This is a genomic window from Rhizobium sullae (assembly GCF_900169785.1).
Taxonomy (GTDB): Bacteria; Pseudomonadota; Alphaproteobacteria; order Rhizobiales; family Rhizobiaceae; genus Rhizobium; species Rhizobium sullae.
On sequence record NZ_FWER01000020.1, the window covers coordinates 14,240 to 39,413 of the forward strand.

A 25,174-nucleotide genomic window follows, 5' to 3' on the forward strand; every position below is an offset into this window, starting at 1 on the left:
ATTTTTATTTTTTTGTGGAATATTCATTCCAATCAGGAGGAGACGGGTCATGCGCAAACGGGCGACGGCGAAAGAGGTGGCGGAAGCCGCCGGCGTGTCGAAATGGACCGTCATCCGTGCGTTCACGCCTGGTGCATCCATTACGGACGCCAGCCGGCAAAAGGTTCTTCAGGCGGCCGAGGCCCTGAATTATTCGCCCAACTTGCTTGCCCGCAGCCTTGCAACCAACACCACCCATCAGGTCGCCGTCTTCGTCGACGACTTCGCCAACCCGCACAAGCTTCCGGTTCTGGAGAGGTTGACCGAGCGCCTACAGGCGGAGGGTCTATTGACCGTATTGATCAACATCAACCGCCATTTCGATCACGTTCACGCATTGATCAATGCCGACCAACGACAATTCGACGCCGTGATCCTGTTCGGCACCGCCTTTCGCGAGGAAACGCTGGGCGATCGACGGCTTGGCCCAGGTTTCCCGCCGATGTTCGTCCTGGCGAGAGACAGCCAAATCCCCGGCGTTCCCGCAATCGCCTGCAATGCCGAACTCGCTCTGAGCGAAATCGTCGACTACCTGTTCGACAAAGGATATCGCCGTCCCGGCTTTATGACGGGAGCGCGAACCCTGTCGACGGCGTTGGGCAGACGGCATCACTACGCAAATTTCTGGCGACGGAAAGGCATCGAAGGCGTCACAGAATTGGCTGCGGAAAGATATAGCGCGCAGGCCGGGGCCGAAGCGGCACGCGCATATTTGAGCGCTACGTCGCCCGCATCGCGCATCGACGTCTTGATGTGTGAAAATGACATTCTGGCGCTGGGAGCGATGGATGTCGCCCGGAGCGAATTCGGGCTTGGGGTTCCACAAAACTTGGCAGTCGTCGGCTTCGACAATATCGAACTCGGCGGGGCTCCGGCCTACGAACTGACCAGCTACGAACAGCCCACTGACGAGATGATCAACGCCATGGTCGCAATGATAACGGGCATGCGCGACGCCGAGATGGTTGTCATGCAGGGGCGACTTGTCCCGAGGTCATCGGCATGAAGTGTCCCAAGGATCGTCCAAGAAGCACCCTGCGCGCGGCACTTCTGACCAAGATCGAAGGGCGTCTAAAGAGCCGCCTTGAACCAATGTGAACCGGCGCTTCCGAGAGAAGCTCGAGGTTCGGCTTCGCGCGCTGTCTGATCTGCATCATTTCCTTGGTGAGACCGAGCAGGAACTCCGGCGGACGGTCGGCCACCATGTAGGTGCTGGCCACGGGCTTGATGCCGAGCGCAAGCGCGACGTCGTCGGCAAATTAGGAAATCGCGGCAATCCGCGTGGTGAACCGGAACCTTGACCTCGACGCCGCGGTCATCCTTGACCGTCATCGTCTTCGTGACGTGGGCATAGACGGTCCCTGCGGCCAGAACGGCCAGGACCCCGAAGACAGTTGCGATCTTGCGGGCTGTCGCCGTGGCGATCTCCTCCAGAAGAATCTCGCCAACGCTTTAATTCTAAAAGAGGACTATTTTAATCCAATTCACTCCAGTCGACGTCTGGTGAGTGTGAAAACGGATGGGGCCGCTGGCGTCCAGCTTCGCGAGATGAAGACTGACCACGGCATCATGGTAATGCGTGAGTTGAAGACGGTATCGCCGTTCCGGCAAACGCCACCGTCGAACTGAAGCCCGGCGGTTATCATGTCCAGCCATTCAAGGAAGGTGAAATGGTCAAAGCAGCGCTCACTTTTGAAAAGGCGGGTGCTGTTGAAGTCTAGTTTCAGGTCGGGCCGGCTGTTTCCGATGATCCCATCTTTCACGAAGCCGACGATGACTCAGCCTTCGTGCATGTTCGTGTCGCTTCGCGCACCGTCGTAAGTTGACGATTTTCAGCGTGGCTGCGAGGGCTCGCAACACCCGATTCCTGCGATTGGTCGAGTATGCTATCCCAAAGCTGGCCGCATGATACTGCCGAGATTTAGGAGTGGGGCGTCTCGATCATTATTTCGACCATGAATTTGCTTATAAGGCCTGGCTCCAGATTTATCCAAACGTCCCTGCGGCGTGTTGAAGCGTTTGAACGGATTGCCGCCAAGAGAGGAACTCCAACTTGCTCGACAGCTTCGGCCGACGATCCGAGCTTCAACGCCCCGATCTACGCCAACCTCGACGACGACGAGGACGGCGAAGGCTTCTCGCTGATCTGGTCCCGCCCCAACGGGCGGCGCGGCGACTGAGGCCCGCGCAAGGCCGGGGCCTTCAGCTTGCCAGTACGGGGATTCCTCGAGCCACGACAGACAATAAAGCCATGCGCCTGCTCCATCAGAAATCTAGTCAAAACGCCGTAGGGCGACTATTGTAGTTGGATCGCTTTTGATACGAATTCATCTCTACCAAAACGCGGAAAATTCTGGCTTCATTTCATCAAGAACTTAGGAATACTTCTTCGCCGGGCCATCCTATTGGTAGCGTACTCCGTGGCCTCGCTTAGTCGATCGACCGGGTTTATCGCATCGATACTCAGAGGGGGAACGCGAATGGCCTTATGAGCCGTATAGCTCCAGATGTGGCGAGATGTTGGTTTGCCCCCTGCATGACCGTTCACCGAAGTGCTATTTAAATTTTCATTCGTACCAAGAGGGAATTTTCGAAGGAAAGGAACTATGACAAGCGACCTCGCCGAGCGGCCTTCGCGGTCCTACTCCTTCGGGCCGTTCATGCTGATCCCCGAGCGCCAACTGCTCTTGCAAGGCGAGGCGCCCGTTCGGATAGGAGGCCGCGCGCTGGACATCCTGACGGCACTAGTTGAGCGGCCTGGCGAACTTGTAAGCAAACGCGAGTTAATGGCTCGCGCTTGGCCAAACATCATCGTTGACGAAGGTAACCTCAAGGTCAACATGGCGGCGTTGCGGCGAACGCTTGGGGACGGACCCGGCGCCGCGAAATATATCGCAACCGTGACTGGGCGCGGATATCAGTTCACTTCTCCAGTCCAGAGACATGGATCATCGGGCCTTGCGGAGCCCTTTCGTTCGCCAACACCACGCAATCACAATTTGCCGATTGCGACGTCGACGATCTTTGGAAGAGCAGATACGATCGAGACTATTCGACGGGATCTGGAAGAAACCCGCCTGGTATCGGTCGTTGGCCCCGGCGGTATCGGAAAGACGACTGTAGCGCTCGCTGTCGCCGAGCACGAACTTAAGGCGTTTAAGGATGGCGTCTGGCTTGTTGATCTGACGCTTCTGAAGGACCCGGCCCTAACGCCCAACGCCATAGCGACGGCACTCGGCCTGGCAGTCCATTCTGCAGACGCCCTTGCCAGCCTGTGTGAATCCTTGCGCGATCGCGAGGTGTTGCTCGTGCTCGACAGTTGCGAACACATCATTGACGCTGCGGCGTCCTGCGCAGACCGCATCCTAGCTGAAGTTTCCGGCGTGAGGATCCTCGCCACCAGCCGAGAACCGCTTCGAGTGAAAGGGGAACGCGTGCGAAGGCTATCGGGACTCGGCGCGCCGCCGCGCTCGTCTCGGCTGAGCGCCGCCGAAGCACTGTCATTCCCTGCCATTGAGCTTTTTGTGGACCGAGCAACCGACAGCTTCGAACTGTTTGAGCTGCATGACGTCGATGCGCCGGCCGCTGCCGAGATATGCCGGAGACTTGATGGTCTGGCGCTTGCAATAGAACTTGCCGCGACACGCATCGATGCATTCGGAGTCGGCGGTCTGTTGAAGCAACTCGATGATCGATTCCGCCTTCTTGTCGGGCGGCGGGCGGGCCCGGAGCGGCATCGCGCCCTGATTGAAACGCTCGACTGGAGCTACGGCCTGCTGACGGAAAGCGAGACCGCGCTGCTACGCGCTGTATCCGTTTTCGCAGGTCTTTTCGATATCGAAGGCGCTTCGGCAGTGTCGAACGTCGCTTCCGCCGAAACGGCGGACGCCGTGGCACAGCTTGCGGCGAAGTCTTTGCTTGCCTTTGATGTCGACACCGACGGCGTCGCTTATCGTCTCCTTGAAACAACGCGAGCTTATTGTCTCGAACGACTGCGGGTCAGCGGCGAGGATCAGATAATTCGCCAACGCCACGCGGAGCATGTGTGCACGGTGCTCGAGCGGGCCACGGCCGAATGGGCTGAGCGCCCTGCCCGTGAATGGGAAGCCGCCTATGGGCGTGTACTCGACGATTTGCGTGGTGCGTTAGCGTGGGCAGCTCAGGATACGGTAAACCGGTCTCTGCGCATCCGGCTGACCGTCGCTGGACTCCTGCTCTGGAACCATCTGTCGCTCACCGAAGAATGCCGCGTTCATGTTTCGCAGGCGATTGAAGAACTTGGCCCGGCGGGACTCGCCGGCAGCGTGTTTGAGATGCAGCTTCAGGTGTGGCTTGGTGGCGCTACCATGTTCACGCAGGGCCTCATGCCTCAGGCGAGAGACGCCATGCAACGGGCGTTGGACATCGCCGTTCAGATTGGCGACACCGATTGCCGTGTTCGCTGCCTTCGGTTGATCGGAGTGTTTGAACTATTCAGTGGTGAGAATGACGCTGCGGTCCGCACGCTTGAGACCTTCGCCTCGGTTGCAGCCGCGGAGGTCCCTTCCGCCGTGTTGGAGGCCGAAGTGGCCCTCGGTATCGGCGAACTCTTCATCGGTCAGCTCCACGACGTCCGGCAACGCTTCGAACGCCGTCACGAACTCAATCTGGAAGACATCAACGACTCCCAGCGCCTGCGGCGGCACGTGCGATACCTCTCCGATAGGATCGTCGATGTGACGAATGTGTTGTCGCACGTACAGTGGTTGACGGGTTCACCAGACACCGCTTTGAACACCGCGCGGGCGACCGTCGAATACGCATTGAAGACCAAGCATCACCTTTCACTGGGCAATGCCCTTTCGTGGGTTTGCCCGGTATTCTATTGGACTGGACGTTATGAGGAGTGTGGTCGTTATGTTACCATGCTCGACGACCAGGCGAGACGGCACGGATTCGACGTCCGGCGTCCAGTCGCGATGTTCTATCGTGCGGCGCTAGCGTGCGCGCAAGGCGACGCCGAGGCCCAGGGAGTTGACGAGCTCGAGCGAGCCATTGCGGATTTCCACCGAACGAAGCATTTGGCGCGATTGCCGTTCTACCTGGGCGTCCTGGCGGACTTCCAGGCCGAGCAAGGCCGTCTTGACGACGCCGAAACCACGATCCGAGCCGCGCTTGACCGAGCAGATGCAAAAAATGACCTGTGGTGCCTGCCCGAGGTCTTGCGAGTCGACGCTTCCATTCTGCTTGCTCAAGGCCAGGCGGTCAGGGCAGAGGTGCAACTCATCAAGTCGATGGCGCTTGCGCAGGAAATAGGTGCGTTGTCGTGGCGATTGCGTGCAGCCAACGACCTCGCACGACTCTGGCGCGCTGGGTCAAGGGCCGACGATGCCTACAAGATGCTGTTGCCGATATTCAGCGAATTCATCGAGGGGTTCGAGACACACGATCTTGCTGTCGCCGCTGACCTGCTCGCATCGCTCTCCGGAGACACCAAGGCCGCTCTTAAGGGCGCGGTCGTAATCCGACCTCGGAGCGGCCTGCCTTCGATTCCTTGCTAAAAAATTTCCCCCAGCCCGCGCAAGAGCAGAGCATCGGCGCCGGCTTATCGACGCGCAAGCGCCGCAGCAATCGACGGCTCATATTGTCCGTCTATTTGAATGAACAACATGCGGCACGGTTTGCCAGAGCGGTTCGCCCAAGCGTGGTTGGTGCCGCGCTGGATTACGACGCTGTAGGGCTTGAGCAGCACTTCGGAATCGTCGAGCATCAGCGTCATCTCGCCCTCGACAACGATGCCATAGTCAACCGCCTCGCTCCGGTGCATCATCGGGTGCGGCGAATCTGCCTTTACAGTCAAGCCGCCGGGATCATTGACCTCGTTGAACAGCTCCTTCATCTGCAATGTGCCATCGGCAAGGTATTCGGCGTCTGGCGGCATGTCGACGAAGCGGATGCGGGTGCCGTGCTTCGGCGGCTGGTGCATCAGCGCACCGGTGGTCGGATCGGCACCATTGTCCACTTGCGCCGGCGTGCCGTGCGTCTCCCAAACCTCATGGAAGATCATCCCGGGAATAGCATTCAATTCGACGACTGTTGGCAGCGGGCCGTTGATCGCGACGATAGACTTGCCATCGACATCATGTCCGGTGACGACGCGGTGAATTGCAGGATAGGACATGGATATGCTCCTTGAGGACTGTAGTGCGACATAGTAGCGAAGAGAGGTCCAGTATTTCTAGAGTCTCGATACGACACAGGCGATAGTATCGGCGGTTGCCTTTTCCTTGCCAAAAACATTGAACGGATCATGAAAGAGCTCTTCGCAGAGCTTCAACTTCTTATCTTTCGGTCCCCACTGATGCATTGATCGTCCCTCACGTGCGCGGCTCATGCTCAAATTCCTGGCGCCACTTGCGATCTAGAAAATCCCTGATCACCGCTGCGATTGCCGGCCCGTCCGTCTCCAGGGCGAAGTGCCCTGTATCGAAGAGATGGATCTCTGTGTCAGGAACATCCTTGCGGAAGGCATATGCGCCAGCCGGGGCGAAGAAGGGATCGCCATTTCCCCACACAGCCAGAACGGGTGGCCTTGTCGCGCGCAGATATTCTTGCCAGCGTGGATACAACGCGATGTTGGACTTGGAGTCCCAGAAAAGGTCGAGTTGCACTTCCGGATCGCGGTCGAGAATGGCCTGATCGTGCGCGATCGCATCCGGGCTCACGAGTTCGAGTTTTTCCTCGGGCACGCCGTGCGTGTACTGAAAACGTGTGGCGTCTATAGTGAGGAACGAACGCAGCGCGTCGCGATTCGCTGGGCTGGGATTTTCCCAATAGGCCCGCATGGGCTGTATGGTGGCCTCCCTTAATCCCGCCTCGTAGACATTGCCGTTTTGCGTGATGATGGCGGAAATTCGGTTCGGATATGCCGCGGCTAAACGAAAACCGACGGGCGCGCCATAGTCAAAGACCATCAGTCCGAACCGTTCAAGCTTCAGCGTGTCCACCAACGCCAAAACAGCCTTATAGAGATTGCCGAACGTGTAGGCGTATGCACCACGCGCTGGCGCCTTTGTTGACCCAAACCCTGGAAGGTCCGGCGCTATCACCCTGTGTCTGTCCGCGAGTTGGGGAATGAGATCGCGGTACATGTGGCTTGACGTCGGGAAGCCGTGAAGCAGCAGCAGAACAGGCGCTGCTTCAGCACCTGCCTCGCGATAGAACATCTCCACCTCACCGAGATTGACCTTCTTATATCGCACCCGGTGCCAGTTCATCGCTTGTTCCCCATGGCATAGCGGCTAGCATTCCCATTCTCAGGTATCGGAGATCGAGCGTGAGATTAAGCATGCATTTGCCGTGTTACGCCTCTGGAAGGCGCGTCCCGATCTCGCAAATATGGTGCTAAACGCGCGCATGCCCGACCTCGATCGGACTCAGCACCAACGCCGTGCGGTCTGCAAGATCCCCGATCTGCGCGAGATAGTTCTTATAGTGGTGGGTCTCACGATGTGCTGCGACGGCTGCGCCATCCACATACAGTTCATCGAGAACGTACCGGTCGGGACGAGACTGGTCCTGCCAAATATCCCATCGCAGATTGCCCGGCTCTGCTCGGCAATCCGACGCCATTCCGAGAAGCAGTGCCTGCAGCTTCTCGGCCTTGTCTGGACGAGAGGTGAGGATTGCGGTGATCTTAACGTGCGATGACATGGACGAAGCCTTTCAATCTCCGACATAAGCCAATCAAGGCTACGGCAGCTGATACCCAAGCCCCCGGTTGGCCAGCGTCCAAAGCGAGCGGAAGTGTTGCAGTGTCCGCCTGAAATGACCGCCAGGGCGTGGCTAATGACTCTCGATTAACGCCTTGCGACTTTTCGATCGAGGAAATCGCGAATCAGCGGCGCCATCTCATCGAGTTTGTCCTCCAGAGCGAAATGGCCGGTATCGAGGATATGGAATTCAGCGTCCGGAAGATCGCGCAGGTAAGGATGCGCCCCTTCCTCGGGGAAGATCTTGTCATTCTTGCCCCAGACGATCAGCGTCGGCGGCTTGCGTTCGCGGAAGAAGGCCTGGAACTGCGGATAGAGCGGAACATTCGTGCCGTAATTGTGGAAGAGATCGAGCTGGATATCCTTGTTGCCCGGCCGGTCGAGCAGGGCCTGATCGTGAACCCAGTTGTCGGGGCTGATGCGGGTGAGGTCCTTGACGCCGTCCGTGTACTGGAACTTGGTGGTTTCGAGGACCACGAGGTTGGACAGGGCCTCGCGCTTTTCCGTGGAGTCGTCGGCCCAGTAGGCCTTGATCGGATCCCAGAACTCGCGCAGGCCTTCTTCATAGGCATTGCCGTTCTGGACGATCAACCCGCTCACTCGTTCCGGGTGCTTGAGAGCCAGACGGTAGCCGACCGGTGCGCCGTAATCCATGACATACATGGCATATTTCTTGGCGCCGAGCTCAGTCATCAGCGTGTCGACCATGTCTGCGTAGTGGCCGAAGGTGTAGGCGAACTTGGTGTGATCGGGCGCATCGCTCTGACCGAAGCCCGGATAGTCGGGTGCGATGACGCGATAGCGATCTGCCAGCAGCGGAATGAGGTTGCGGAACATGTGCGAGGATGTTGGGAAGCCGTGCAGAAGCAGGACGACTGGGCCGTCGGCCGGGCCGGCTTCACGATAGAACATGTCGACGCCATCGATCTTGGCCGAACGATAGTGCACGGTCACCGGCACCTGCTGGGTGATCGCAACCTGCTTGGCAGGAGCTGCTGCGACTTCGGAAAAGGGAGCAAAGCTGACGGTTGCCAGCATCACGGAAAGGATCAGTCTCATTGTCATCTCCATAATTTGTTGAGGCTGAGCGCGAGGCCGATTCCAATATTTGGAAGGAAATCTCCTCGCACTGCTCCAAGACGACCGTCTTGCTCCACTCGTCGCGGCACGGCGGCAGTAGTCCGGGTGCCATAGCTATTTTGTCCCGGCCGCAGCGCTAGTGATGAAGTCGACGACATCCTTGGGATGCGACAGCATCACCGCATGGCTGCTCTGGATTTCGATAACCTTCGCGCCAGCCCTCGCGGCCATGGAGCGCTGTCCGCTAGGTGGAACCATGCGATCCAGCGCGGTCACCATGAAATAGCTCGGCTTCTGCTTCCAGGCTGGGCTGGTTATCTTGGTCTGAACGGCCCCGAGCCCCCAAGGCACCTGAGCTGCAGCCATAAACCGCGTCGTCGAGATATCGACGTCGGCGGCGAAAGCGGCGGGAAACTTCGCGGGATCGACGAGGATGAAACCGTCTTCTGGCGGGAGCAGCGGAGCCCCCTCTTCGCCGGGGTGTGGTGCAGTTGCCAGATCGATTACCGATTCTTCGGCCTCCGGTGCGAAGGCGGCGATGTAGACAAGGCTTCTGACCTTCGCGTCGCCACCCGCCTCGGTGATTACGGCCCCGCCATAGGAATGGCCGACAAGCACCACTGGATGCGTGGCACTGGCGATGACCTTCCTGGTCGCCGCAACATCGCCATCCAAGGTGATCGTCGGATTTTGGACGACCAGGACTTCATAGCCGTCGGCCGAGAGCATGTTGTAGACAGACTGCCAACCGGAGGCGTCGACGAACGCTCCATGCACAAGCACGATCGAGACTGGCTTCTCCGCGGCGGCTGAGGCGACCGGAGCAAGAGCAATCATGGCAGCGAGTAACCTCCAAATTGACCGTTTCATCAGTGTCTCCATCAATCTCTGAACTGCGCCTAGCCGGCCGCGGCGAGGAGCTTTTCGACTGTCTCGTCGGTGCTCCACACGCCACTGGCCATGAAGCGGTAGTTGATGAGCGCGGCGAGATAGCCGTCGCCATCGGGAAGCTTCGGAGCGGCCACGGCGCCACTGCCGTGTCAGGCTGCAGCGCGCTTCCGGTCCAATGCAGCGATCAGGGCCGCGGCAATCGGATGATCCGAACGAGGATTCTGCCCGGTGATCAATTCGCGATCCTCGATCACATAGGGTTCGAAGTCGACGGGCGTGGTGCTCACGATGCCGCCCGCAAGGTTTAGCGCAAACGGCATGTCGAAATAGATCTTGGCGTGCAGGATGGTGTCCTCGATGACCTTCTCCTCGGTCGCCGAGAAGACCGTCATCTTGTAGCCGGCATATTGCCAGCCCTTGGCCCATTCCTTCGCCTTCTCGGGATCGCCGGCGATCAGCGCCGCGCGGAACTCGCGCGCATAGGGCATTGCCGCAACGGCAGAGATCGGGCCGTGGCATAGCATCGCGGTGGGCTTAGAATGCTCATGGAAGTGGCGCAGGATCTCGCCGATCTCCTGGTCCTGCATCAGGTCGACGATCGGCGCCTGGCCGCCGGGAATGTGCAGGCCGACATAGCTGTCCAGTCCTTCATCGAGTACCGAGCGCAGGGTGCGCGCCTTCATCGACGGGTCGTTTGCGTAGTAGTCCTTCGCGCGGGCATAAGCCGCCTCGTCTCCGCCGAAATGTGCGGCTGCGTCCGACGCCCGGTCTATCGTCGGCGGTGCCCCGTCCGGCGTCGCGAGCACCACCTCATAGCCGGCTTCGATCAGGGCCATCGCCGGCACGACCGTCTCATTGAGATATTGGCCGGTGACACCCCAATAGCCGCCTTTTGTCTCGATCCGGGTCGCGTTGGACCCAAGAACCACGACTTTTCCCTTACTCATGACTTCCTCCGTGCCTTGCATTACGAGTGCAGCGATGGAGTAATTCTTATACTTTTCCTGCTCTCGACGGGGTTAGGTGCGGTTAAATCCGGTAAGGTGCTTTTACGGTCCTTGATCCGGTAAAGTCGTTCGATGGCACCGGGCGCGCACCGCTCAATGTGGCGCGATCGCCAGAAGAGGACATCTACGGACGAAATCTATAAAATGGGGATATTGGCGGCACGACCGCACAGTTGGTAGCTAACGGAACGCGAGGGCCGAGACGAGGCAGACCACACCCTTGGGCACGCGTTTCGCTGCCTCCGCGAGGCTGTGGTAGCACCTCGCCATCCCGCTCCATACGGCTCATGGTGCCCGCCGTCACCCCCTTCGCGCGCAGTTCCGCTAGACGCACGATGCCGCGCGCGCTCAGCACGGTGTGTTCGGGCAAGATGCGTAGGCTCGGAGTATGACATCTATTATCCGAGGATTTGTATCGCCCAATTTGCTCCGGGGAAGAGATAACATCGACATGCTTCGCCTTCGCCAAGCCCAAGCAGCGCTGGCTCGCGACCTTCTATCCCAGATCAATCGCACCCGGGCCGTACGCGTGAGCATAGATTCAGCCGCTCTACTGAGCAGCGGGGCGCGGTAGGAGGCGCCCTTCAAGGAGACGGTAGATCGTACCGACCGACACGATGATCACGACCAGGTTCGCGATCCCGAATAGGACCGGGGCGAGAAAGCGGATGACGCCTTCGTCGCCCAGGAGAACGAGGCGGATCGGTGCGATGGCGAGCGCCGTCGCGCCGAAGGTGAACGCCCAATAGGACGGGGAGGTGGGTTCCTTGCGGATCCACGGCAGCAGCCTCAGCAGGATCAGGGCCTGAAGGACGCCGTACCCGATCATGCTGTGCGCCAACAGGAATGGCGCCTGCGGCGCCATGCGATTAGCGCGACTGCCCCCAACCACCGGCGGCGCCAACTGGATGCCGAGCGTCGGCCTTAAGGCGCTCGCCGTATTCGGTGCGGTGAACAGCCGATGCAGCAGGACAGATTCGATGGCCAGCCAACCGAAGAATCATGCCGAAGAAGAACTGACCAAGATCCGCGAAGCCGAGCGCGCCGCCGACCGTGCCGGCGACGAAGCTGGCCGCACGATCACATATGTTGACGTTCCCCCGAAATGATGAAGGAGCAACTCGCCGCCTTCGGGATGCCATCTCATGTTATCTCGCACGTCGTGACGATGGCGCGGCTCCACCGGGACAACCGGTACGATCGGTTCAGTGAAGATGTCGAGGGGCTGACCGGTATACCTCCGATGAGCGTTCGGGAGTTCGTGCAGAAGAACACGCAAGCCTTCGCACCGGTCGCGCCTTCGAGCGCGGGAGAATGAGCATGGTTTTTGACCGAAACGGCGCTCGCAAAGCGGCGTAGGGAGGCGTTCCAGAGCGAACGGCATCGTGGTTGCGGGGGCGCGCAGCCACCGCCACCTAGGCCCGCGGGTTAGCGGCATCGACCGGGATAACATTTCTTAACATCACAAAACCCAAGTTAACGACGTCGTCTGGGACAGTGCGACCCGCGAGAGGCCGGCGCGTCGGGCTTTCACACTTGTACACGTAAAAACTCTCTATCGGATCCCTGGAGCCAATTCGAATGTCATTGACCAAGTCCTTTTTAAGCCGTCCGCGGCGTGCTGCCATCGCTGCGGGGCTCGCAGTTGTTGCTTGCCCCCTAACCCAGGCACGCGCTGCCGACCCTTATGAGGGCGAAGAGGCCGCTATCCCCGCGACAGCGAACTTCGACAAGGGGCGGTTTGGCGGCATACGCCAGAAGCTTTCCGACTGGAACGTTATGGTCGGCGCCGGAGTCGCATATGCACCGAAATTCGAAGGATCGGACGAGTTCGAACTGGTCCCCATTCCTATGGTCTCCGCGACCTTCGGTGATCGCGTCACGATCGATCCGGGCGGGCTGGAAGTCGATGTGCTGAAGTCCAACGGATTTAGGTTGTCGGTGAAGGGCGGTTACGACTTGGCGGGCGGGCGCGATGAGGATGATTCCGATCACCTGAAGGGTCTGGGTGACATCGACGCCGGCGCTGTCGTCGGAGCCCAGCTCGCGTATGAAATGGGACCACTGGAATTCTATGCTTCTGTCGACAAGACAATTGGGGGCAGCGACGGTCAGGTCGGTCAGGTCGGAGCAAATGTCTCGCATCACTATGATCGTTTCATCCTTTCCGCAGGCGCTTCCGCGACATTTGCCGATGACAATCATATGGAGAGTTATTTTGGGGTAACCGCTGCGCAGTCTGCAAGATCGGGATTGCGGCAATATGAGGCAAGCGCGGGATTGAAGCGTTTCGATATCGAGGCGTCGGTAACATACATGGCGACGGAGCACTGGGTTATCCGTGGCCAGGCAGGTGTCGGTTTTCTGACCGGCGACGCGAAGGGCAGCCCGATCGTTCAGAACGACGTACAACCATCTGCGATGCTGATCGTCGGTTACAAATTCTAGGGCTTGGTCCTTCGCCTCGCGCTCTTCAACGGCGGCACACGACGCGCAGCAGTGCGAAACGCAGCGTCAACCTACGATGTGGCGGTAGCCGCCTACGAACCAGGCGTGCTCGATGCGGTCGAGACCGTGCTCGTGCGGATCGACAGCACGCGACGGCGCATCGGCGACGCTACGGTCGCGGTGCACAACTACCGCGCCTATTTCAACGCCGTCGATCCGAACTGGAAGGCGGGGCGCGAGCCTCCTCGACCGCGAGTACGCCCGGCGTTCGGCGCAGGAATCCGTCGCGACTCCCTGCGCTACTGGATCGCCCTCTGCAAAGCACTCGGTGGCGGCTGGAGCGCGAGCGCGCCGCCACTCCTGGAATTCTCCAGAAAAAACCAAAAGGAAACCAGCTCTGATGCGAGCGAAGCCCCTTCTTATTGCTCTTTTCTTAAGCGTGAACCTTGTTTCCGCGTTAGAGCCTGTGCTCGCGCAACAGAACGAGGCAGCAGCGCTTACCGTCGCCGTGGCAAGGCCTGCAGAACGCCGATGGCCCGAGACGGTACCGACCAGCGGCTGGCTGAAGCCCTGGCACGAAGCGGTCGTCGCCGCGGAAATCGGCGGCCTTCGTGTGACCGATGTCCTTGTCGATGTCGGATCGGTTGTCTCGAAGGGGCAGGCCCTCGTCCGGCTTGCCGACGAGGCTGTACGCGCAGAACTGCGTAAGGAGGGGGCCGCGCTGGCAAGTGCCAGGGCAGACCTCGCCAAGGCCAGGGCGAATGCCGGCCGGGCACGCAAGATGCAGGGAAGCGGCGCTCTTTCGGACGAGAAGATCAACGAATACCTGATCGCCGAGCAGACGGCGATCGCGGGTGTCGAATCCGCCGAAGCCTTGCTGGAAAGCCAGAAGATCAAGCTTGCCCAGACGACTGTCCTGGCCGCCGACGACGGGCTGATCACATCCCGCTCGGCCCAGCTCGGCGCCGTGGTCTCCTCCGGCACGGAGTTGTTCCGCCTCATTCGCGAGCAGCGCGTCGAATGGCAGGCGGAAGTGTCTGCACGCTATTTGCCTCGCATCAAGGAAGGCTTGACCGCCACGATCGTAGGTCCTGGTGACCGACGCGTCAAAGGAATCGTTCGGCTTGTCGGACCAACGGTCAGCACCGATACCGGACGGGCGCTCGCCTATGTGGCGCTGCCGGCGGAGGCGCACCCGCCCATCGGCATTTACGTCACCGGCCAGATCGAGCTTGAGACCACGGCGGCGCTCACCGTACCCGAGACGGCGCTCGTCCTGCGTGACGGCATCGCTTACGTCTTCACCGTGGATGCAGACAAGCGCGCGTCACGCGTTCGTGTGGAAACCGGCCGCCGCAATGGCAGCGAAGTGGAAATCCTCTCGGGCCTCGACCGCTCGACCGAGGTCGTGATGACGGGCAGCGCTTTCCTTTCGGACAAGGCCTTCGTCCGGGTGACGGGAGACGCGCTCGTCGAGCTAGAAGAGGGAGAATCGCGATGAACTTTTCCGCCTGGTCAATCCGCAATCCGGTTCCTGCCATACTCCTGTTCATCCTGCTTACTGTCGGCGGCCTCATCGCCTTCAACCGGCTCGCGGTGCAGAATTTTCCCGACATGGACCTGCCGACCATTCAGGTCAGCGCCACGCTCGAAGGTGCCGCGCCGGCCCAGCTCGAAACAGAAGTCGCGCGCAAGATCGAAGATAGGCTCGCCTCGCTGGGCCTTCTCGACCACATCACGACGACGGTCACGGACGGGTCGGTCTCCATCAATGTCTCGTTCCAGCTGGGAAAGAACAGCGAGGAAGCGTTGAACGAAGTGCGCAATGCCGTCGACAGCGCGAGCGGAGACCTCCCTTCCAAGATGCAGACGCCAGGCGTAACGAAGGTGACGGTGCAGGGCTCCACCCTCCTCACCTATGCGGTGCGCTCCGCCCGACTCAACGAGACGGAACTCTCGTGGTTCGTCGACAACGACATGACGAAGGCCCTGCTCGCCGTATCCGGCGTCGGCGAGGTCAGCCGGATCGGCGGCATCGAGCGTGAAGTGCATATCGACCTCAACCCGCAGCTCATGAGCGCGCTCGGTCTCAGCGCCGCGACCGTTTCCTCTCAGCTCAAATCCGTGCAGTCAGACGCCTCGGGCGGTCGAGCCGAGATCGGCGGCGGCAAGCAGGCGATTCGCACGCTCGGCGCGGTTTCCTCGATAGAGGAACTGAAGGCGCTCGAAATCCCGCTTCCGAGCGGCGAGCTGGTGCGGCTGGACGAGATCGGCACAGTAACGGACAGCTTTGCCGACAGGTCGTCGATCGCCTATCTCGATGGCGAACCCGTGATCGCTGTCGAGGTAAAACGATCCAACGGCTTTTCTGATACCGGCGTCGCGGCCGCCATCGAAGCGGCCATGCAGGACTTTGCCGCGGCCAACCCCGATGTCGAGATCGTCCAGGCCTACAGCACGGTCGGGCCGATTATCGAAAACTACGACGGCTCCATGCACATGCTCTATGAGGGTGCACTCCTGGCGGTCGTGGTGGTTTGGCTCTTCCTGCGCGACTGGCGGGCGACCTTGCTTTCGGCGGTGGCGCTGCCGCTCTCGGTCATCCCGACTTTTCTCGTGATGTATCTGGCGGATTTCAGCCTCAATATGGTGACGCTGCTTGCGCTTTCCCTCGTGGTCGGCATCCTCATCGACGATGCGATCGTCGAGATCGAGAACATCGCGCGCCACCTGCAAATGGGGAAACCGCCGAAGGAGGCTGCGCTGGAGGCAGCCGATGAAATCGGCCTTGCCGTCATCGCAACGACCTTGACGCTCGTCGCGGTCTTTCTGCCGACCGCCTTCATGAGCGGTATTCCCGGCCTGATCTTCCGTCAGTTCGGCTTGACGGCAGCCGTGGCGGTTCTCGCCTCACTGGTCGTCGCGCGCCTGCTGACGCCGATGATGGCCGCCCACATGATGAAGTCGCATCCCATCGAGGTAAGGGACGGCCATATCATGCGCGCCTACATGGCCTTCGTCAAAACCTGCCTGCGCTATCGTGAACTGACCATCCTCGGCGTCTGCATATTCCTCGGGCTCTCGCTCTCGACGATTACCATGCTCAGCTCCGGTTTCCTGCCGCCTTCGGACGATTCGCAGACGCAGGTCACTCTGACGCTGCAGCCCGGCAGCTCGATCGAACAAACGGACGCGATGACGCGGCGGGCGGCAGATATCGTTTCCCGCCTGCCGGACGTCACGCGCGTGTTCTCCGCCGTCGGAAGCGCCTCGTCGGATGACCTGACCCATTCCGCCACAACCATGGATACGGCGACCACCTCGCTCGTCGTCGACCTGAAGAAGATCGGCGAACGCAGCCGCAAGCAGGCCGAGATCGAGAACGACATCCGACAGGCGCTCGCCATTCTCCCGGGTGTCAGGATCGAGGTGGGCACTGGCGGCAGCGGTACGACACTGGAAGTCACGCTCGCCAGCGACGATTCCGATGCGCTCGACCAGGCGGCGGGCGCACTCGAAGAACAGCTGCGCAGCCTTCAGGGCATCGGCGCGGTGACCTCCAGCGCCTCCCTGCAGGCCCCGGAAGTCCAGATCGTCCCGGACCTCGACAGCGTCGCGGCCCTCGGTGTCACGGCAGAAGCGATTTCCGAGGCGGTTCGCGTGGCCACGAGCGGAGACTATTCCTCCTCGCTCGCCAAGCTCAACCTGCCGCAGCGCCAGCTTCCCATCCGCGTCCGGCTCGATCCCGGCGACCGGACGACGCTCGACGACATCGCAAATCTCCGCGTTGCCGGCGCCAGGGGTAGCGTCGATCTCGGCTCGGTGGCCGAGATCCGTATCGGCGGCAGCCCGTCGGAGATCAGCCGCATCGACCGTTCGCGAAACGTCACGCTGACGGTCGAGCTCAACGGCCGCATCCTTGGCGAGGTCTATAGCGAGGTGCGGGCGCTGCCTGCCCTCCAGAGACTTCCCGACGGCGTCAAGCTCGTCGAGCAGGGCGAACTGGAGCGCAGCTCCGAGCTTTTCAACAATTTCGCCATCGCCATGGCGATCGGCGTCTTCTGCATCTACGCCGTTATGGTTCTACTCTTCCACGACTTCCTCCAGCCGCTGACGATCCTCATGGCGCTTCCGCTTTCGCTTGGCGGCGCGCTGCTGCCGCTGGTGCTGACCGGCATCAGCTTCTCCATGCCCGTGCTGATCGGCCTGCTCATGCTGATGGGCGTGGTGACGAAGAATTCGATCCTGCTGGTCGAATACGCGATCATGTCGCGTCGCGCCGGCCTCTCGCGGTTCGACGCCCTGGTCGACGCCTGCCACAAGCGCGCCCGCCCGATCGTCATGACGACGATCGCCATGGGGGGCGGCATGCTTCCAGTGGCTTTGAGCCTCAGCGGCGGCGATGCAAGCTTCCGTCAACCGATGGCAATCGTCGTCATCGGCGGCCTGATGACTTCCACCGTCCTCAGCCTCGTCGTTATCCCCGTCATATTCACCTTCGTTGACGACTTCCTGCTGCTTTTAAAGCGGATGTTCCGTCTTGAACCGGTTGTCCCCTCGCAAAGGAGCACGTAATGTCCTCAGTACGCTTGCCTAACCACCGCTCTCCTTACCGATTTTCCATAGCGCTGATCGTTATCGCGGTGGTTTTTTCCAATGAACCCGTCCAAGCCGAAGAAAATCTCGCTGGCGTCATAGCCGACGGCAAACCCTGGGAGATGTACATCGTCAAACGAAGGGTTTCGAACATACTTGTGTTTCGCCCAGATGGCGGCGGAACAATCAGCGACAGCGCGGTGAGCATAAACCCGATGTGGAGGGCTGTTCCGGAGGGGATTTGCATAAGGCCACAGCCTGGAGGGGACGAAAGATGCCTTCAATTAACGCGAACCAAAACCGGCATTGCGGCTTCTCAGAACGGCAGGACCGTCTGGGTGTTGAAGCGGTAAATTTTAGATTTTGCGGTTAAGATGGAACAGCCCATGTCACAGTTGGTAGTCGCCACCCTATCAAACCGTGGGGCGAATGGCTGAAGTGTGCCGACAGGATCCCCGTCTTGCTTTGGCAGAACTGCCATCCACAGCGATGAACCGCTCCAGCATCAGTACGATCAACCGGACCGTATTCGTGAGCGAGTAGCCGCTCTCCATGACTATCGGTGAATAGGTTTGCTACGCGGGCGGCTTCAACTTTGGAAAGGCGCCTTCCATTTTGCGCAACTACGCATGTGCCAACGCACTTCGGAAATGATGGACGCGCAGCGTCGGCGTCTTTGCCGACGCACTGATCACATTAGGCAATGGCTTGTTCTCCAACCGCTGAGCGCAGTTCCGATGAGCTTTCGCGAAGCACATTCGCGGCAGATGTGGACGGGTAAACGCCGGTTTAAACGCAGCGGGTGTTTGTTCGAAGGAGTCTGTGGTGGAACCGCAGCAACAAAATTAAACACAATTGTTGCTGACAACCATACTGTGAAACGGGCTAACTAATAATCGGATCCCGACACAAATGGTCAAGCCTATGAATAACATCGTGTACAACGTTCCTACTCAAGCTTCATCCCGAATCCTCGTCGTCGAGGACGATCGGGATATCGCGAGCATGCTGATCGACCTGATGACGGAGGCAGGTTACGCCGCCGAGGCAGTCGGATCGGCGATTGAAATGGACCGCGTATTAAAAAAGAAGGACTTCCACCTTATCGTCCTGGATGGAATGCTGCCAGGTGAGGACGGTTTCAGCATATGCAGGAGAATCAGGTCGTTTGATACAATACCCATCCTCATGCTAACCGCGCGAACGAAAGAGATCGACAGGGTCGTCGGATTGGAATTGGGTGCCGACGACTATGTCACAAAACCGTTTAAATCCAGGGAACTTTTGGCGAGAATAAAGGCACTTCTGCGCCGATCGTCGTATTCAGTACAAGTCAAGCCAAAGCAGGAACCGATGACGTTTGCGGGCTGGCGGATTGATCCGGTCACCCGAGAATTGACTGACCGTGACGGTTTTCATGTGTCGCTCACGACGGCGGAGTTTGATGTGCTGCTGGTGTTTTGCCAGAATCCTCGAAAGGTAATGAACCGCCAGGAAATACTTGCCCTCACCCACGCAGGCTCTGCGGGACCTGTTGAACGCAGCATTGATGTACACGTCAGTCGTGTCCGGCAGAAAATCGAACCGAATTACAAGGATCCGACATTCATCAAAACTGTGCGCCTGGGCGGGTATATCTTCACTCCGGAGGTTGCGATAGCACCATGATTGATCGCTTCCGCAAGGCGTCCATACGAACACAATTCATGGTGTTCGCATCTATTCCTGTTCCGTTGATGGTTATCTGTATTATTGCGATTCTACCTGAGCCGTTCATTTTCCAAAATGAAAAAATGCTTATGGTCAAAGGTGCTCAAATCGAGCTGCTCGTGAATCAAGTCAGGGGCGCCAGAAATGACGCCGAAGTCGAGAATCTGGTGAGGGCAAGCGCCTCCAGCGGTCTCGAATTGAAGATTCTGCCATGGAGCGATGTCAGTAGCGAAGGGGCGCGTCAAACGGATGACCATCTCATCTCGGATGAGCTTCAGGACGTCCTGCCTGCCGATTTTGAAGCGGTAGTTCTTGAAAACACTTCGGATGGCGAGGGACACAGTACACTTGCGGTGCGCCTTGACGCGCTGCGTGCTCTCGTCATCGGGTTCACCGGTGCCGATGTTTCCCCCTCATCCTTCAGCGCAGTCGTCGAGTTCATCGCCAAAGCCAACATCCTGATGCTGCCGATGCTGCTCCTGGTGCTCTACATAAGTCGCATGATCACGTCGCCTCTCGTTCGCTTTGCCGACGCGGCAAAGAGACTGCGCCTCGACGGCAACGAAGGAGAACAGTTCACCGCCGAAGGCGCCAAGGAACTTCGCACGCTTGCGATGGCGCTCAACAACATGCGTCGCCGTATTCGTAAAATGGTCGATGATCGCACACGGATGCTGACGGCTGTGAGCCACGATCTAAGGACGCCCCTGACACGACTGCGAATGCGCGTGGAGCGCTCGAAGGACCCCACGTCAAGGGAAGCGATGCTGGCGGATATTGACAACCTTACCACTATGATTGAGGAAAGCCTTCAGTATTTAAGTAGCACTGCTACAGTCGAACCGCTTCGAAAAGTTGATATTTCAAGCCTTCTGCGGACCATCGCGTCGGAATTTTGTGATCTCGGGCATAACGTAATTTACCGCGGACCTGAGCGGTTTGGATATTTGTGTCAACAAAAGGCTCTCATACGCGCTATCACCAATATCGCGGAGAACGCGGTAAGGTTCGGCACGAAGGTAGCTGTCGAATTGCGTAATAGTCCGCAAGGTGGAGCGGTCATCATTGTGAGCGACAACGGCCCCGGCCTTGAAGAAGGGCTCCACGGCAAAGTCCTGGAGCCCTTCTTCAAGGTTGACGAGGCCCGGTCACTAAATTCCAACAGCGGTTTTGGACTGGGGCTTTCGATTGCGGATGAAATCGTAAAAGGTCACGGTGGCTCGCTGTTACTTGAGGATTTATTGCCGCATGGTCTGCGAGTGACGATACAATTGCCGCCGGCTCAGGTTGTTCAACACCAAAGCAGCATGGCGTCGGCTGCCAAATGAGAAGCACTCGATCGAAAGGCTTTCGCCAAGGAGAGGTAGTCGACCCTATGAGCGGTTCGATCGCAAAATTCCTCCCACATCCATTGGGCCAGATCACATAGACGCCAGTGTACCGACACCATCGAGATAGGGCGTTAGGCCGGGCTTAAAGGCTTGCGCTAAGGCCGTGCGCTGAGCGGCGTTCAACAGCGACGGCTTGCCTGGCATCTTTTGCTTGTCGGGCCAGAAGACGCAGCCTGTCCCCATCAAAGTTTTCCGGTAAGAAACCGCTGAACCCCATCGCAAACCTCCTGTTTGCGTCATCGATTCATATTGGTCGCCTTTTGGGAATCTGGAGCGTCAACATCAAAGAGGTTTCGTATTGGTCATTCCCTTTGGTCACCGCAGCATAACTTAACATGTCTTAAAACACAGAAACACGTCTTCCGCCTATCTGGGTAAGCGAAACTTCAGCCCTCAGGAGCGAGCCATATGTGTGTTCTACATCCAAGCCAAGCGGTTGACAGGCTTCTGGTAACAATTGACCTCAGTAGCGCCTTCCTCGCCTCGCTTATGGGGAGGTCTCTTCCTGTCCTGCCGCCCTATGTTCTTCTCCCAGCGATCGAAATGAGAGCATCAGGCGTCGCTGACCTTGTTTTGCAATGTGGCTCTTGGTCCATACCTCGTCGGTACCTGGATCGGGATCCAGTGGTGGTTTAGCGAGATGGACGACCGCTACGACTCGGCACCAGAAGCTGCGAGCACGGCTAGAGGGCGGCTAACTTTTGAGGCAGACAGACCGGTGAACAATGTTTCGCTTTCCACTGTCCAACTCACCCGCATCAACATCCTTCGAAGTCTCGCATTCTTGTATTTTTGGGGTGTTTGTATCAGTCAGTCGTCTTGGCCGAGCGATGGCTTGGCTCACACGATTTTGGCTTCGACAGGTCTCGTCGCAACATTTGTAGCAATCTTTGGACGTATGTGGTCGACACTGTACGTGGGCGGAAGGAAAAGTGCCACCTTGGTCATGGACGGACCATATTCTGTAACGCGCAATCCACTCTACTTCTTCAGTCTGGTGGGGATCGCTGGTATCGGGGCGCAAACGGGCAGTATCTTGGCGATGCTAATTTTCGTCGCGACAGCCTTCGTCGTCTTTGCGGCAACCGTCGCCCAGGAAGAGAAATTCCTGCGGGAACGTTTTGGGACAGTCTTTCAAGATTATTTGGCTTCAACACCAAGGCTGCTTCCCAAGCCATCCCTCTGGCGCGACACGAACGAATTGGAAATAAAACCCCGAATCTTTCTCAGGACGCTACGAGATGGTTGTATTTTCCTTATTCCGTGGCCGGTCTTTGAGCTCATCGAAGCCGGACAAAGCAATGGAGTCCTGCCAGTTCTTGTTCATCTGCCTTTCTGAAAAAGGCGCTGGCGAACCCGAAGGTATGGCAACTGAGTTTAATCGAAAGGGATCGATCTAAGGACCGGTATTCCAGCTGACTTAGGGTTCGATAGCGACCCGGTGTCGCGAACCTACTAGGGGCATTCACGATCTTCGCAAGGCAAACTCCTTGCCGTCGTCTATCTCGGACGAATTGGCCCCAATTGGTCCGAGGTAAACTGGCCGGACTCAGCCCAAGTCCGGTCAGTTCAACCATTAATCTTCAAGACGACTTTTATGTAGACCGCGCGAGATCGGGAGGCTTGGCCATCCGCCCATGCAACGCCACCGTCAAACGACAGGAGATCGAGGCGGCGATGGTTGAAACCGCCATCCGACCATCGATGCGGTTCATGGGCAGAAAACGTGCAGGGGCGTGTGAGGCCTGCCTGCGATCTTCCGGGTAAATGTGCTCCCGGCACATTTAGCGGAGTACAGGCTTATTGCGCCACAGGCATAGCGAACTGACCGTGGCAACACATGAGGCGGCTGCTCTTCGGCAATGGGATGTCGGTCGCGGACGAGCAACAACTCTTAGTAATAAAAATCCATAGCAACGACGAACCTGAATTCAGCAGATACGATCCAGAAAGTAGATTACAATGAATTTCAAAAGCTACATTATGCTGCCAAATTTCACCATAAGACTATGGAGCGCGCAAACAGAACTCGCGGATGTCTGCTGTGTGGCAGGTAGAGACTTCGATGTCTCCTGCGAACAGTCGCCCGGCGCAAGGCGATAGACGTGCATCGTCTAATTGCCATCCTCATGCTGGCTTTCCTTGCTGGCTGCATGGCGCCGGACCGTATTTCCTATGGGCCGAAGGCTGCCGCGACCGCCAATATCGAGGGGTTTGGCGATATCCGTATCTATGCGGATACGAGCCGGAATCTGCCCGAGGCGCATGCGTGGCTACCCATCCCGAGGCACAAGGAAATCAACTACCTCGTTTTGTCGGGCGGCGGCGCCGGAGGCGCGTTTAGCGTCGGGGCGCTGAAGGCCTGGTCGGATAGGGGACAGCGGCCCGAATTTGACATCGTCAGCGGCGTCAGCACGGGTGCGCTGATTGCGCCTTACGCCTTTCTTGGCTCGGCCTATGACAACATCCTCGTCGACCTGTACACAAGCGGCGTTGCCAAAGAGTTGTTCGATGCAGATTTCCTGCCTCAGGGTTTGTTGGGCGCAAGCCTCCTAAAGCAGAAGCCGCTTCGAACGATGGTCGAACGGTACCTGACGCTGGACGTATTGGCGAAAATCGCCGCAGAGCATCGCAAGGGACGGCGCCTGCTTGTTTTGACCTCGAACCTCGACTCCCAAAGAGCGGTGATCTGGAACATGGGCGCCATCGCCGACAGCGGCCGGCCCGACGCGCTACAACTTTTCCAAGACATTATCATCGCCTCGGCAAGCATCCCCGGCCTTTATCCAGCGGTGCTCATCAAAGCAAAATCAGGCGATCAGTCGTTCGAGGAAATGCACTCCGACGGGGGGTCGGCCTCCCAAATCCTGACGATTCCGGAGGGATGGATGGCCAATTCGGACAGGGTCGAATGGCCCAAGGGCGTGAAGCTAAACATGTACATTATCATCAATAACGCGCTGATGTCTGAATTTTCAACCACCACGAACAACACGTTTACGGTCATGGCCAGGGCGAATTCCTCCCTCATCAAGGCACAGACACGAAGCGCACTGGTGGCCACTTACGTCTATGCCCAAAAGAACGGCATTCGGTTCCGTGTGGCCTCGATCGATACGCAGGTCGCCTACAGCATGGCCGATCCATTCAACACCAATTACATGCGTGCGGTCTACAACCTCGGATACGCAAAAATGGCAAGCGACAGCCTGTGGAAAGACAGGCCTTCGTTCACCGACACGCTCACAGCCACACAGACAGCACAGTGGCGATAGCCGCACCGACTTTCCCTCATCCAACAGGAGAACGAAATGTTACACCCCCGACTTGGCTTGGCAGGCATCCAGCCGTGTCATCGACTGATTGCGCCCGCTCTCCTTGCTTTGTCGCTTGGTGGGTGCGCCGCTGTGCCACTCGAACGGGCAAATTCGCTGACATCCTACGACAGTTTGACATCGAACAACGGGCGATTGACCAAGGCAAATTATCGGGTCGCTTCAACCGATCTTGTATCAACCAAAACGATTTACATTGAGCCAACGAAGGTTTCAGGCGGTGCTGCACTATCCATCAAGAAATCTTCGGATCAAGCCTTAGTCGCGAATGTAATCAGCCGCGCCCTCTGCGTTGGCGTCAGCGATCGTTTCGCGGTTGTGGAGCGGAAAGAGGATGCGGATCTGGTCGTTAACGCAACCATCACCCGCATCGTGCCGACCAACGCCACGGTGGCCGCCCTCTCGACTGCAACGTCGCTCGGAGCCAACTTCGTCGCTCCGGTGCCCGTCCCGAGGCTGCCCATGGGGCTTGGAGGTCTTTCCGTGGAGGCCGAGGCAACCACAAGGGAAGGCAAGCAAGTGGGTGCGATGGTATGGGCAAGGGGAGCGAACTTCGTGACCACCAGTGCGCGCGTTTCACAGATTGGGGACGCCTATTCGCTTGCGGCGAGCTTCGGCAGTGATTTTTCCAAGATGCTCGTCACCGGCAAGACGCCCTTCAAGGGCCTCCCAAAAATTCCGTCTGGACAGAGAATCAAGTCCGGTCTTGGTGGAAAGCCGAAATACCCTGCTTGCGAGAAATTTGGCCGGTCGCCCGGTCTGGTGGACTTCGCGGCCTCTCAGGTCGGGATGCCACCGTCCTGGACCGACAAACAGCGTCCGGCCCAGGGCCAATAGAAAGGAACCGACGAGCAAATGTTTCAAGTCGCCGAGGACCGCGTCGCACTGGCGCTCGACTCGGTCGGATCATCAAGGTTGGAGTCAAT

At 58.6% G+C, this 25,174-nt stretch carries 23 protein-coding genes and 2 pseudogenes; 16 read left to right on the plus strand and 9 right to left on the minus strand.

Features of this window, described 5'->3' with window-relative positions; all coding sequences use genetic code 11:
* Nucleotides 1-49: 49 nt before the first annotated feature.
* The 5 genes and pseudogenes from BN1800_RS19065 to BN1800_RS19085 all read left to right on the plus strand — a co-directional run bounded on the left by BN1800_RS19065 (nucleotide 50) and on the right by BN1800_RS19085 (nucleotide 5,579).
* Nucleotides 50-1,045 (plus strand): LacI family DNA-binding transcriptional regulator, encoded by a 996-nt coding sequence (locus tag BN1800_RS19065; protein WP_087000175.1) that lies wholly within the window; start codon nucleotides 50-52, stop codon nucleotides 1,043-1,045.
* Between the two features lie 275 nt (nucleotides 1,046-1,320).
* On the plus strand, nucleotides 1,321-1,668 hold the full coding sequence (locus BN1800_RS43940) for a copper chaperone PCu(A)C (protein ID WP_425299042.1): 348 nt from the start codon (nucleotides 1,321-1,323) through the stop codon (nucleotides 1,666-1,668).
* Complete coding sequence (locus tag BN1800_RS42505) at nucleotides 1,665-1,760, plus strand: copper chaperone PCu(A)C (protein ID WP_244564559.1); 96 nt, start codon at nucleotides 1,665-1,667, stop codon at nucleotides 1,758-1,760. Before BN1800_RS43940 ends, BN1800_RS42505 begins: the two co-directional genes overlap by 4 nt.
* A gap of 351 nt (nucleotides 1,761-2,111) precedes the next feature.
* Nucleotides 2,112-2,219, plus strand: a pseudogene (locus tag BN1800_RS19080) (DUF736 family protein); the annotation flags it as partial.
* Between the two features lie 426 nt (nucleotides 2,220-2,645).
* A complete protein-coding gene (locus BN1800_RS19085) occupies nucleotides 2,646-5,579 on the plus strand; it encodes an ATP-binding protein (RefSeq protein WP_244564554.1) in 2,934 nt (977 codons plus the stop codon).
* 44 nt (nucleotides 5,580-5,623) lie between these two features.
* Here the strand turns inward: BN1800_RS19085 and BN1800_RS19090 are convergent, their stop codons facing one another.
* From BN1800_RS19090 to BN1800_RS19125, 9 genes and pseudogenes are all read right to left on the minus strand, one after another.
* On the minus strand, nucleotides 5,624-6,199 hold the full coding sequence (locus BN1800_RS19090; RefSeq protein ID WP_087000177.1) for a cupin domain-containing protein: 576 nt from the start codon (nucleotides 6,197-6,199) through the stop codon (nucleotides 5,624-5,626).
* Nucleotides 6,200-6,395: 196 nt separating this feature from the next.
* On the minus strand, nucleotides 6,396-7,295 hold the full coding sequence (locus tag BN1800_RS19095; protein WP_087000179.1) for an alpha/beta fold hydrolase: 900 nt from the start codon (nucleotides 7,293-7,295) through the stop codon (nucleotides 6,396-6,398).
* Nucleotides 7,296-7,422: 127 nt separating this feature from the next.
* Entirely contained in the window at nucleotides 7,423-7,731 is a 309-nt protein-coding gene (locus BN1800_RS19100) for a putative quinol monooxygenase (RefSeq protein ID WP_087000181.1), read from the minus strand.
* Between the two features lie 146 nt (nucleotides 7,732-7,877).
* On the minus strand, nucleotides 7,878-8,849 hold the full coding sequence (locus tag BN1800_RS19105) for an alpha/beta fold hydrolase (protein ID WP_210191284.1): 972 nt from the start codon (nucleotides 8,847-8,849) through the stop codon (nucleotides 7,878-7,880).
* A gap of 135 nt (nucleotides 8,850-8,984) precedes the next feature.
* Entirely contained in the window at nucleotides 8,985-9,740 is a 756-nt protein-coding gene (locus BN1800_RS19110) for an alpha/beta hydrolase (RefSeq protein WP_425299043.1), read from the minus strand.
* A 29-nt stretch (nucleotides 9,741-9,769) separates the two neighbouring features.
* Complete coding sequence (locus BN1800_RS43445; protein ID WP_280173961.1) at nucleotides 9,770-9,895, minus strand: hypothetical protein; 126 nt, start codon at nucleotides 9,893-9,895, stop codon at nucleotides 9,770-9,772.
* Nucleotides 9,896-9,910: 15 nt separating this feature from the next.
* Complete coding sequence (locus BN1800_RS19115) at nucleotides 9,911-10,708, minus strand: DJ-1/PfpI family protein (protein WP_087000276.1); 798 nt, start codon at nucleotides 10,706-10,708, stop codon at nucleotides 9,911-9,913.
* 246 nt (nucleotides 10,709-10,954) lie between these two features.
* Nucleotides 10,955-11,120, minus strand: a pseudogene (locus tag BN1800_RS42510) (transcriptional regulator); the annotation flags it as partial.
* 198 nt (nucleotides 11,121-11,318) lie between these two features.
* Nucleotides 11,319-11,756: an SLAC1 family transporter gene (locus BN1800_RS19125; RefSeq protein ID WP_087000185.1), complete on the minus strand. Its 438-nt coding sequence runs from the start codon at nucleotides 11,754-11,756 to the stop codon at nucleotides 11,319-11,321.
* Between BN1800_RS19125 and BN1800_RS43450 the strand changes: the two genes are divergently transcribed.
* The 11 genes from BN1800_RS43450 (at nucleotide 11,749) to BN1800_RS19180 (ending at nucleotide 25,085) form a co-directional block, all read left to right on the plus strand.
* Nucleotides 11,749-11,877 (plus strand): hypothetical protein, encoded by a 129-nt coding sequence (locus tag BN1800_RS43450; RefSeq protein WP_280173962.1) that lies wholly within the window; start codon nucleotides 11,749-11,751, stop codon nucleotides 11,875-11,877. The genes BN1800_RS19125 and BN1800_RS43450 overlap by 8 nt on opposite strands.
* On the plus strand, nucleotides 11,874-12,086 hold the full coding sequence (locus BN1800_RS41450) for a hypothetical protein (protein ID WP_179213826.1): 213 nt from the start codon (nucleotides 11,874-11,876) through the stop codon (nucleotides 12,084-12,086). The genes BN1800_RS43450 and BN1800_RS41450 overlap by 4 nt, the downstream gene beginning before the upstream one ends.
* Nucleotides 12,087-12,349: 263 nt before the next feature.
* Nucleotides 12,350-13,216: a MipA/OmpV family protein gene (locus BN1800_RS19140; RefSeq protein ID WP_179213827.1), complete on the plus strand. Its 867-nt coding sequence runs from the start codon at nucleotides 12,350-12,352 to the stop codon at nucleotides 13,214-13,216.
* Nucleotides 13,217-13,616: 400 nt separating this feature from the next.
* Complete coding sequence (locus BN1800_RS19145) at nucleotides 13,617-14,717, plus strand: efflux RND transporter periplasmic adaptor subunit (RefSeq protein ID WP_087000190.1); 1,101 nt, start codon at nucleotides 13,617-13,619, stop codon at nucleotides 14,715-14,717.
* Entirely contained in the window at nucleotides 14,714-17,791 is a 3,078-nt protein-coding gene (locus tag BN1800_RS19150) for an efflux RND transporter permease subunit (RefSeq protein WP_087000192.1), read from the plus strand. Before BN1800_RS19145 ends, BN1800_RS19150 begins: the two co-directional genes overlap by 4 nt.
* Complete coding sequence (locus BN1800_RS19155) at nucleotides 17,791-18,165, plus strand: hypothetical protein (protein ID WP_143534017.1); 375 nt, start codon at nucleotides 17,791-17,793, stop codon at nucleotides 18,163-18,165. The genes BN1800_RS19150 and BN1800_RS19155 overlap by 1 nt, the downstream gene beginning before the upstream one ends.
* Nucleotides 18,166-18,724: 559 nt before the next feature.
* A complete protein-coding gene (locus tag BN1800_RS19160) occupies nucleotides 18,725-19,480 on the plus strand; it encodes a response regulator (protein WP_087000194.1) in 756 nt (251 codons plus the stop codon).
* The gene (locus BN1800_RS19165) at nucleotides 19,477-20,850 is read left to right on the plus strand and encodes a sensor histidine kinase (RefSeq protein WP_087000196.1); all 1,374 of its coding nucleotides are present in this window, start codon (nucleotides 19,477-19,479) and stop codon (nucleotides 20,848-20,850) included. The genes BN1800_RS19160 and BN1800_RS19165 overlap by 4 nt, the downstream gene beginning before the upstream one ends.
* 703 nt (nucleotides 20,851-21,553) lie before the next feature.
* Nucleotides 21,554-22,252, plus strand: coding sequence for a methyltransferase family protein (locus tag BN1800_RS19170; RefSeq protein WP_244564555.1), 699 nt, complete (start codon nucleotides 21,554-21,556; stop codon nucleotides 22,250-22,252).
* 973 nt (nucleotides 22,253-23,225) lie between these two features.
* Entirely contained in the window at nucleotides 23,226-24,188 is a 963-nt protein-coding gene (locus BN1800_RS19175) for a patatin-like phospholipase family protein (RefSeq protein ID WP_342210310.1), read from the plus strand.
* A 132-nt stretch (nucleotides 24,189-24,320) separates the two neighbouring features.
* A complete protein-coding gene (locus BN1800_RS19180; protein ID WP_244564556.1) occupies nucleotides 24,321-25,085 on the plus strand; it encodes a DUF3313 domain-containing protein in 765 nt (254 codons plus the stop codon).
* Nucleotides 25,086-25,174: the final 89 nt, after the last annotated feature.

Bases quoted from the DNA above. Each gene is read 5' to 3' on its own strand.
- BN1800_RS19065 (WP_087000175.1), top strand. From the start codon at position 50: ATGCGCAAACGGGCGACGGCGAAAGAGGTGGCGGAAGCCGCCGGCGTG.
- BN1800_RS19085 (WP_244564554.1), top strand. From the start codon at position 2,646: ATGACAAGCGACCTCGCCGAGCGGCCTTCGCGGTCCTACTCCTTCGGG.
- BN1800_RS19090 (WP_087000177.1), bottom strand. From the start codon at position 6,199: ATGTCCTATCCTGCAATTCACCGCGTCGTCACCGGACATGATGTCGAT.
- BN1800_RS19095 (WP_087000179.1), bottom strand. From the start codon at position 7,295: ATGAACTGGCACCGGGTGCGATATAAGAAGGTCAATCTCGGTGAGGTG.
- BN1800_RS19100 (WP_087000181.1), bottom strand. From the start codon at position 7,731: ATGTCATCGCACGTTAAGATCACCGCAATCCTCACCTCTCGTCCAGAC.
- BN1800_RS19105 (WP_210191284.1), bottom strand. From the start codon at position 8,849: ATGAGACTGATCCTTTCCGTGATGCTGGCAACCGTCAGCTTTGCTCCC.
- BN1800_RS19110 (WP_425299043.1), bottom strand. From the start codon at position 9,740: ATGAAACGGTCAATTTGGAGGTTACTCGCTGCCATGATTGCTCTTGCT.
- BN1800_RS19115 (WP_087000276.1), bottom strand. From the start codon at position 10,708: ATGAGTAAGGGAAAAGTCGTGGTTCTTGGGTCCAACGCGACCCGGATC.
- BN1800_RS43450 (WP_280173962.1), top strand. From the start codon at position 11,749: ATGGCCAGCCAACCGAAGAATCATGCCGAAGAAGAACTGACCAAGATC.
- BN1800_RS41450 (WP_179213826.1), top strand. From the start codon at position 11,874: ATGATGAAGGAGCAACTCGCCGCCTTCGGGATGCCATCTCATGTTATC.
- BN1800_RS19140 (WP_179213827.1), top strand. From the start codon at position 12,350: ATGTCATTGACCAAGTCCTTTTTAAGCCGTCCGCGGCGTGCTGCCATC.
- BN1800_RS19145 (WP_087000190.1), top strand. From the start codon at position 13,617: ATGCGAGCGAAGCCCCTTCTTATTGCTCTTTTCTTAAGCGTGAACCTT.
- BN1800_RS19150 (WP_087000192.1), top strand. From the start codon at position 14,714: ATGAACTTTTCCGCCTGGTCAATCCGCAATCCGGTTCCTGCCATACTC.
- BN1800_RS19155 (WP_143534017.1), top strand. From the start codon at position 17,791: ATGTCCTCAGTACGCTTGCCTAACCACCGCTCTCCTTACCGATTTTCC.
- BN1800_RS19160 (WP_087000194.1), top strand. From the start codon at position 18,725: ATGGTCAAGCCTATGAATAACATCGTGTACAACGTTCCTACTCAAGCT.
- BN1800_RS19165 (WP_087000196.1), top strand. From the start codon at position 19,477: ATGATTGATCGCTTCCGCAAGGCGTCCATACGAACACAATTCATGGTG.
- BN1800_RS19170 (WP_244564555.1), top strand. From the start codon at position 21,554: ATGGACGACCGCTACGACTCGGCACCAGAAGCTGCGAGCACGGCTAGA.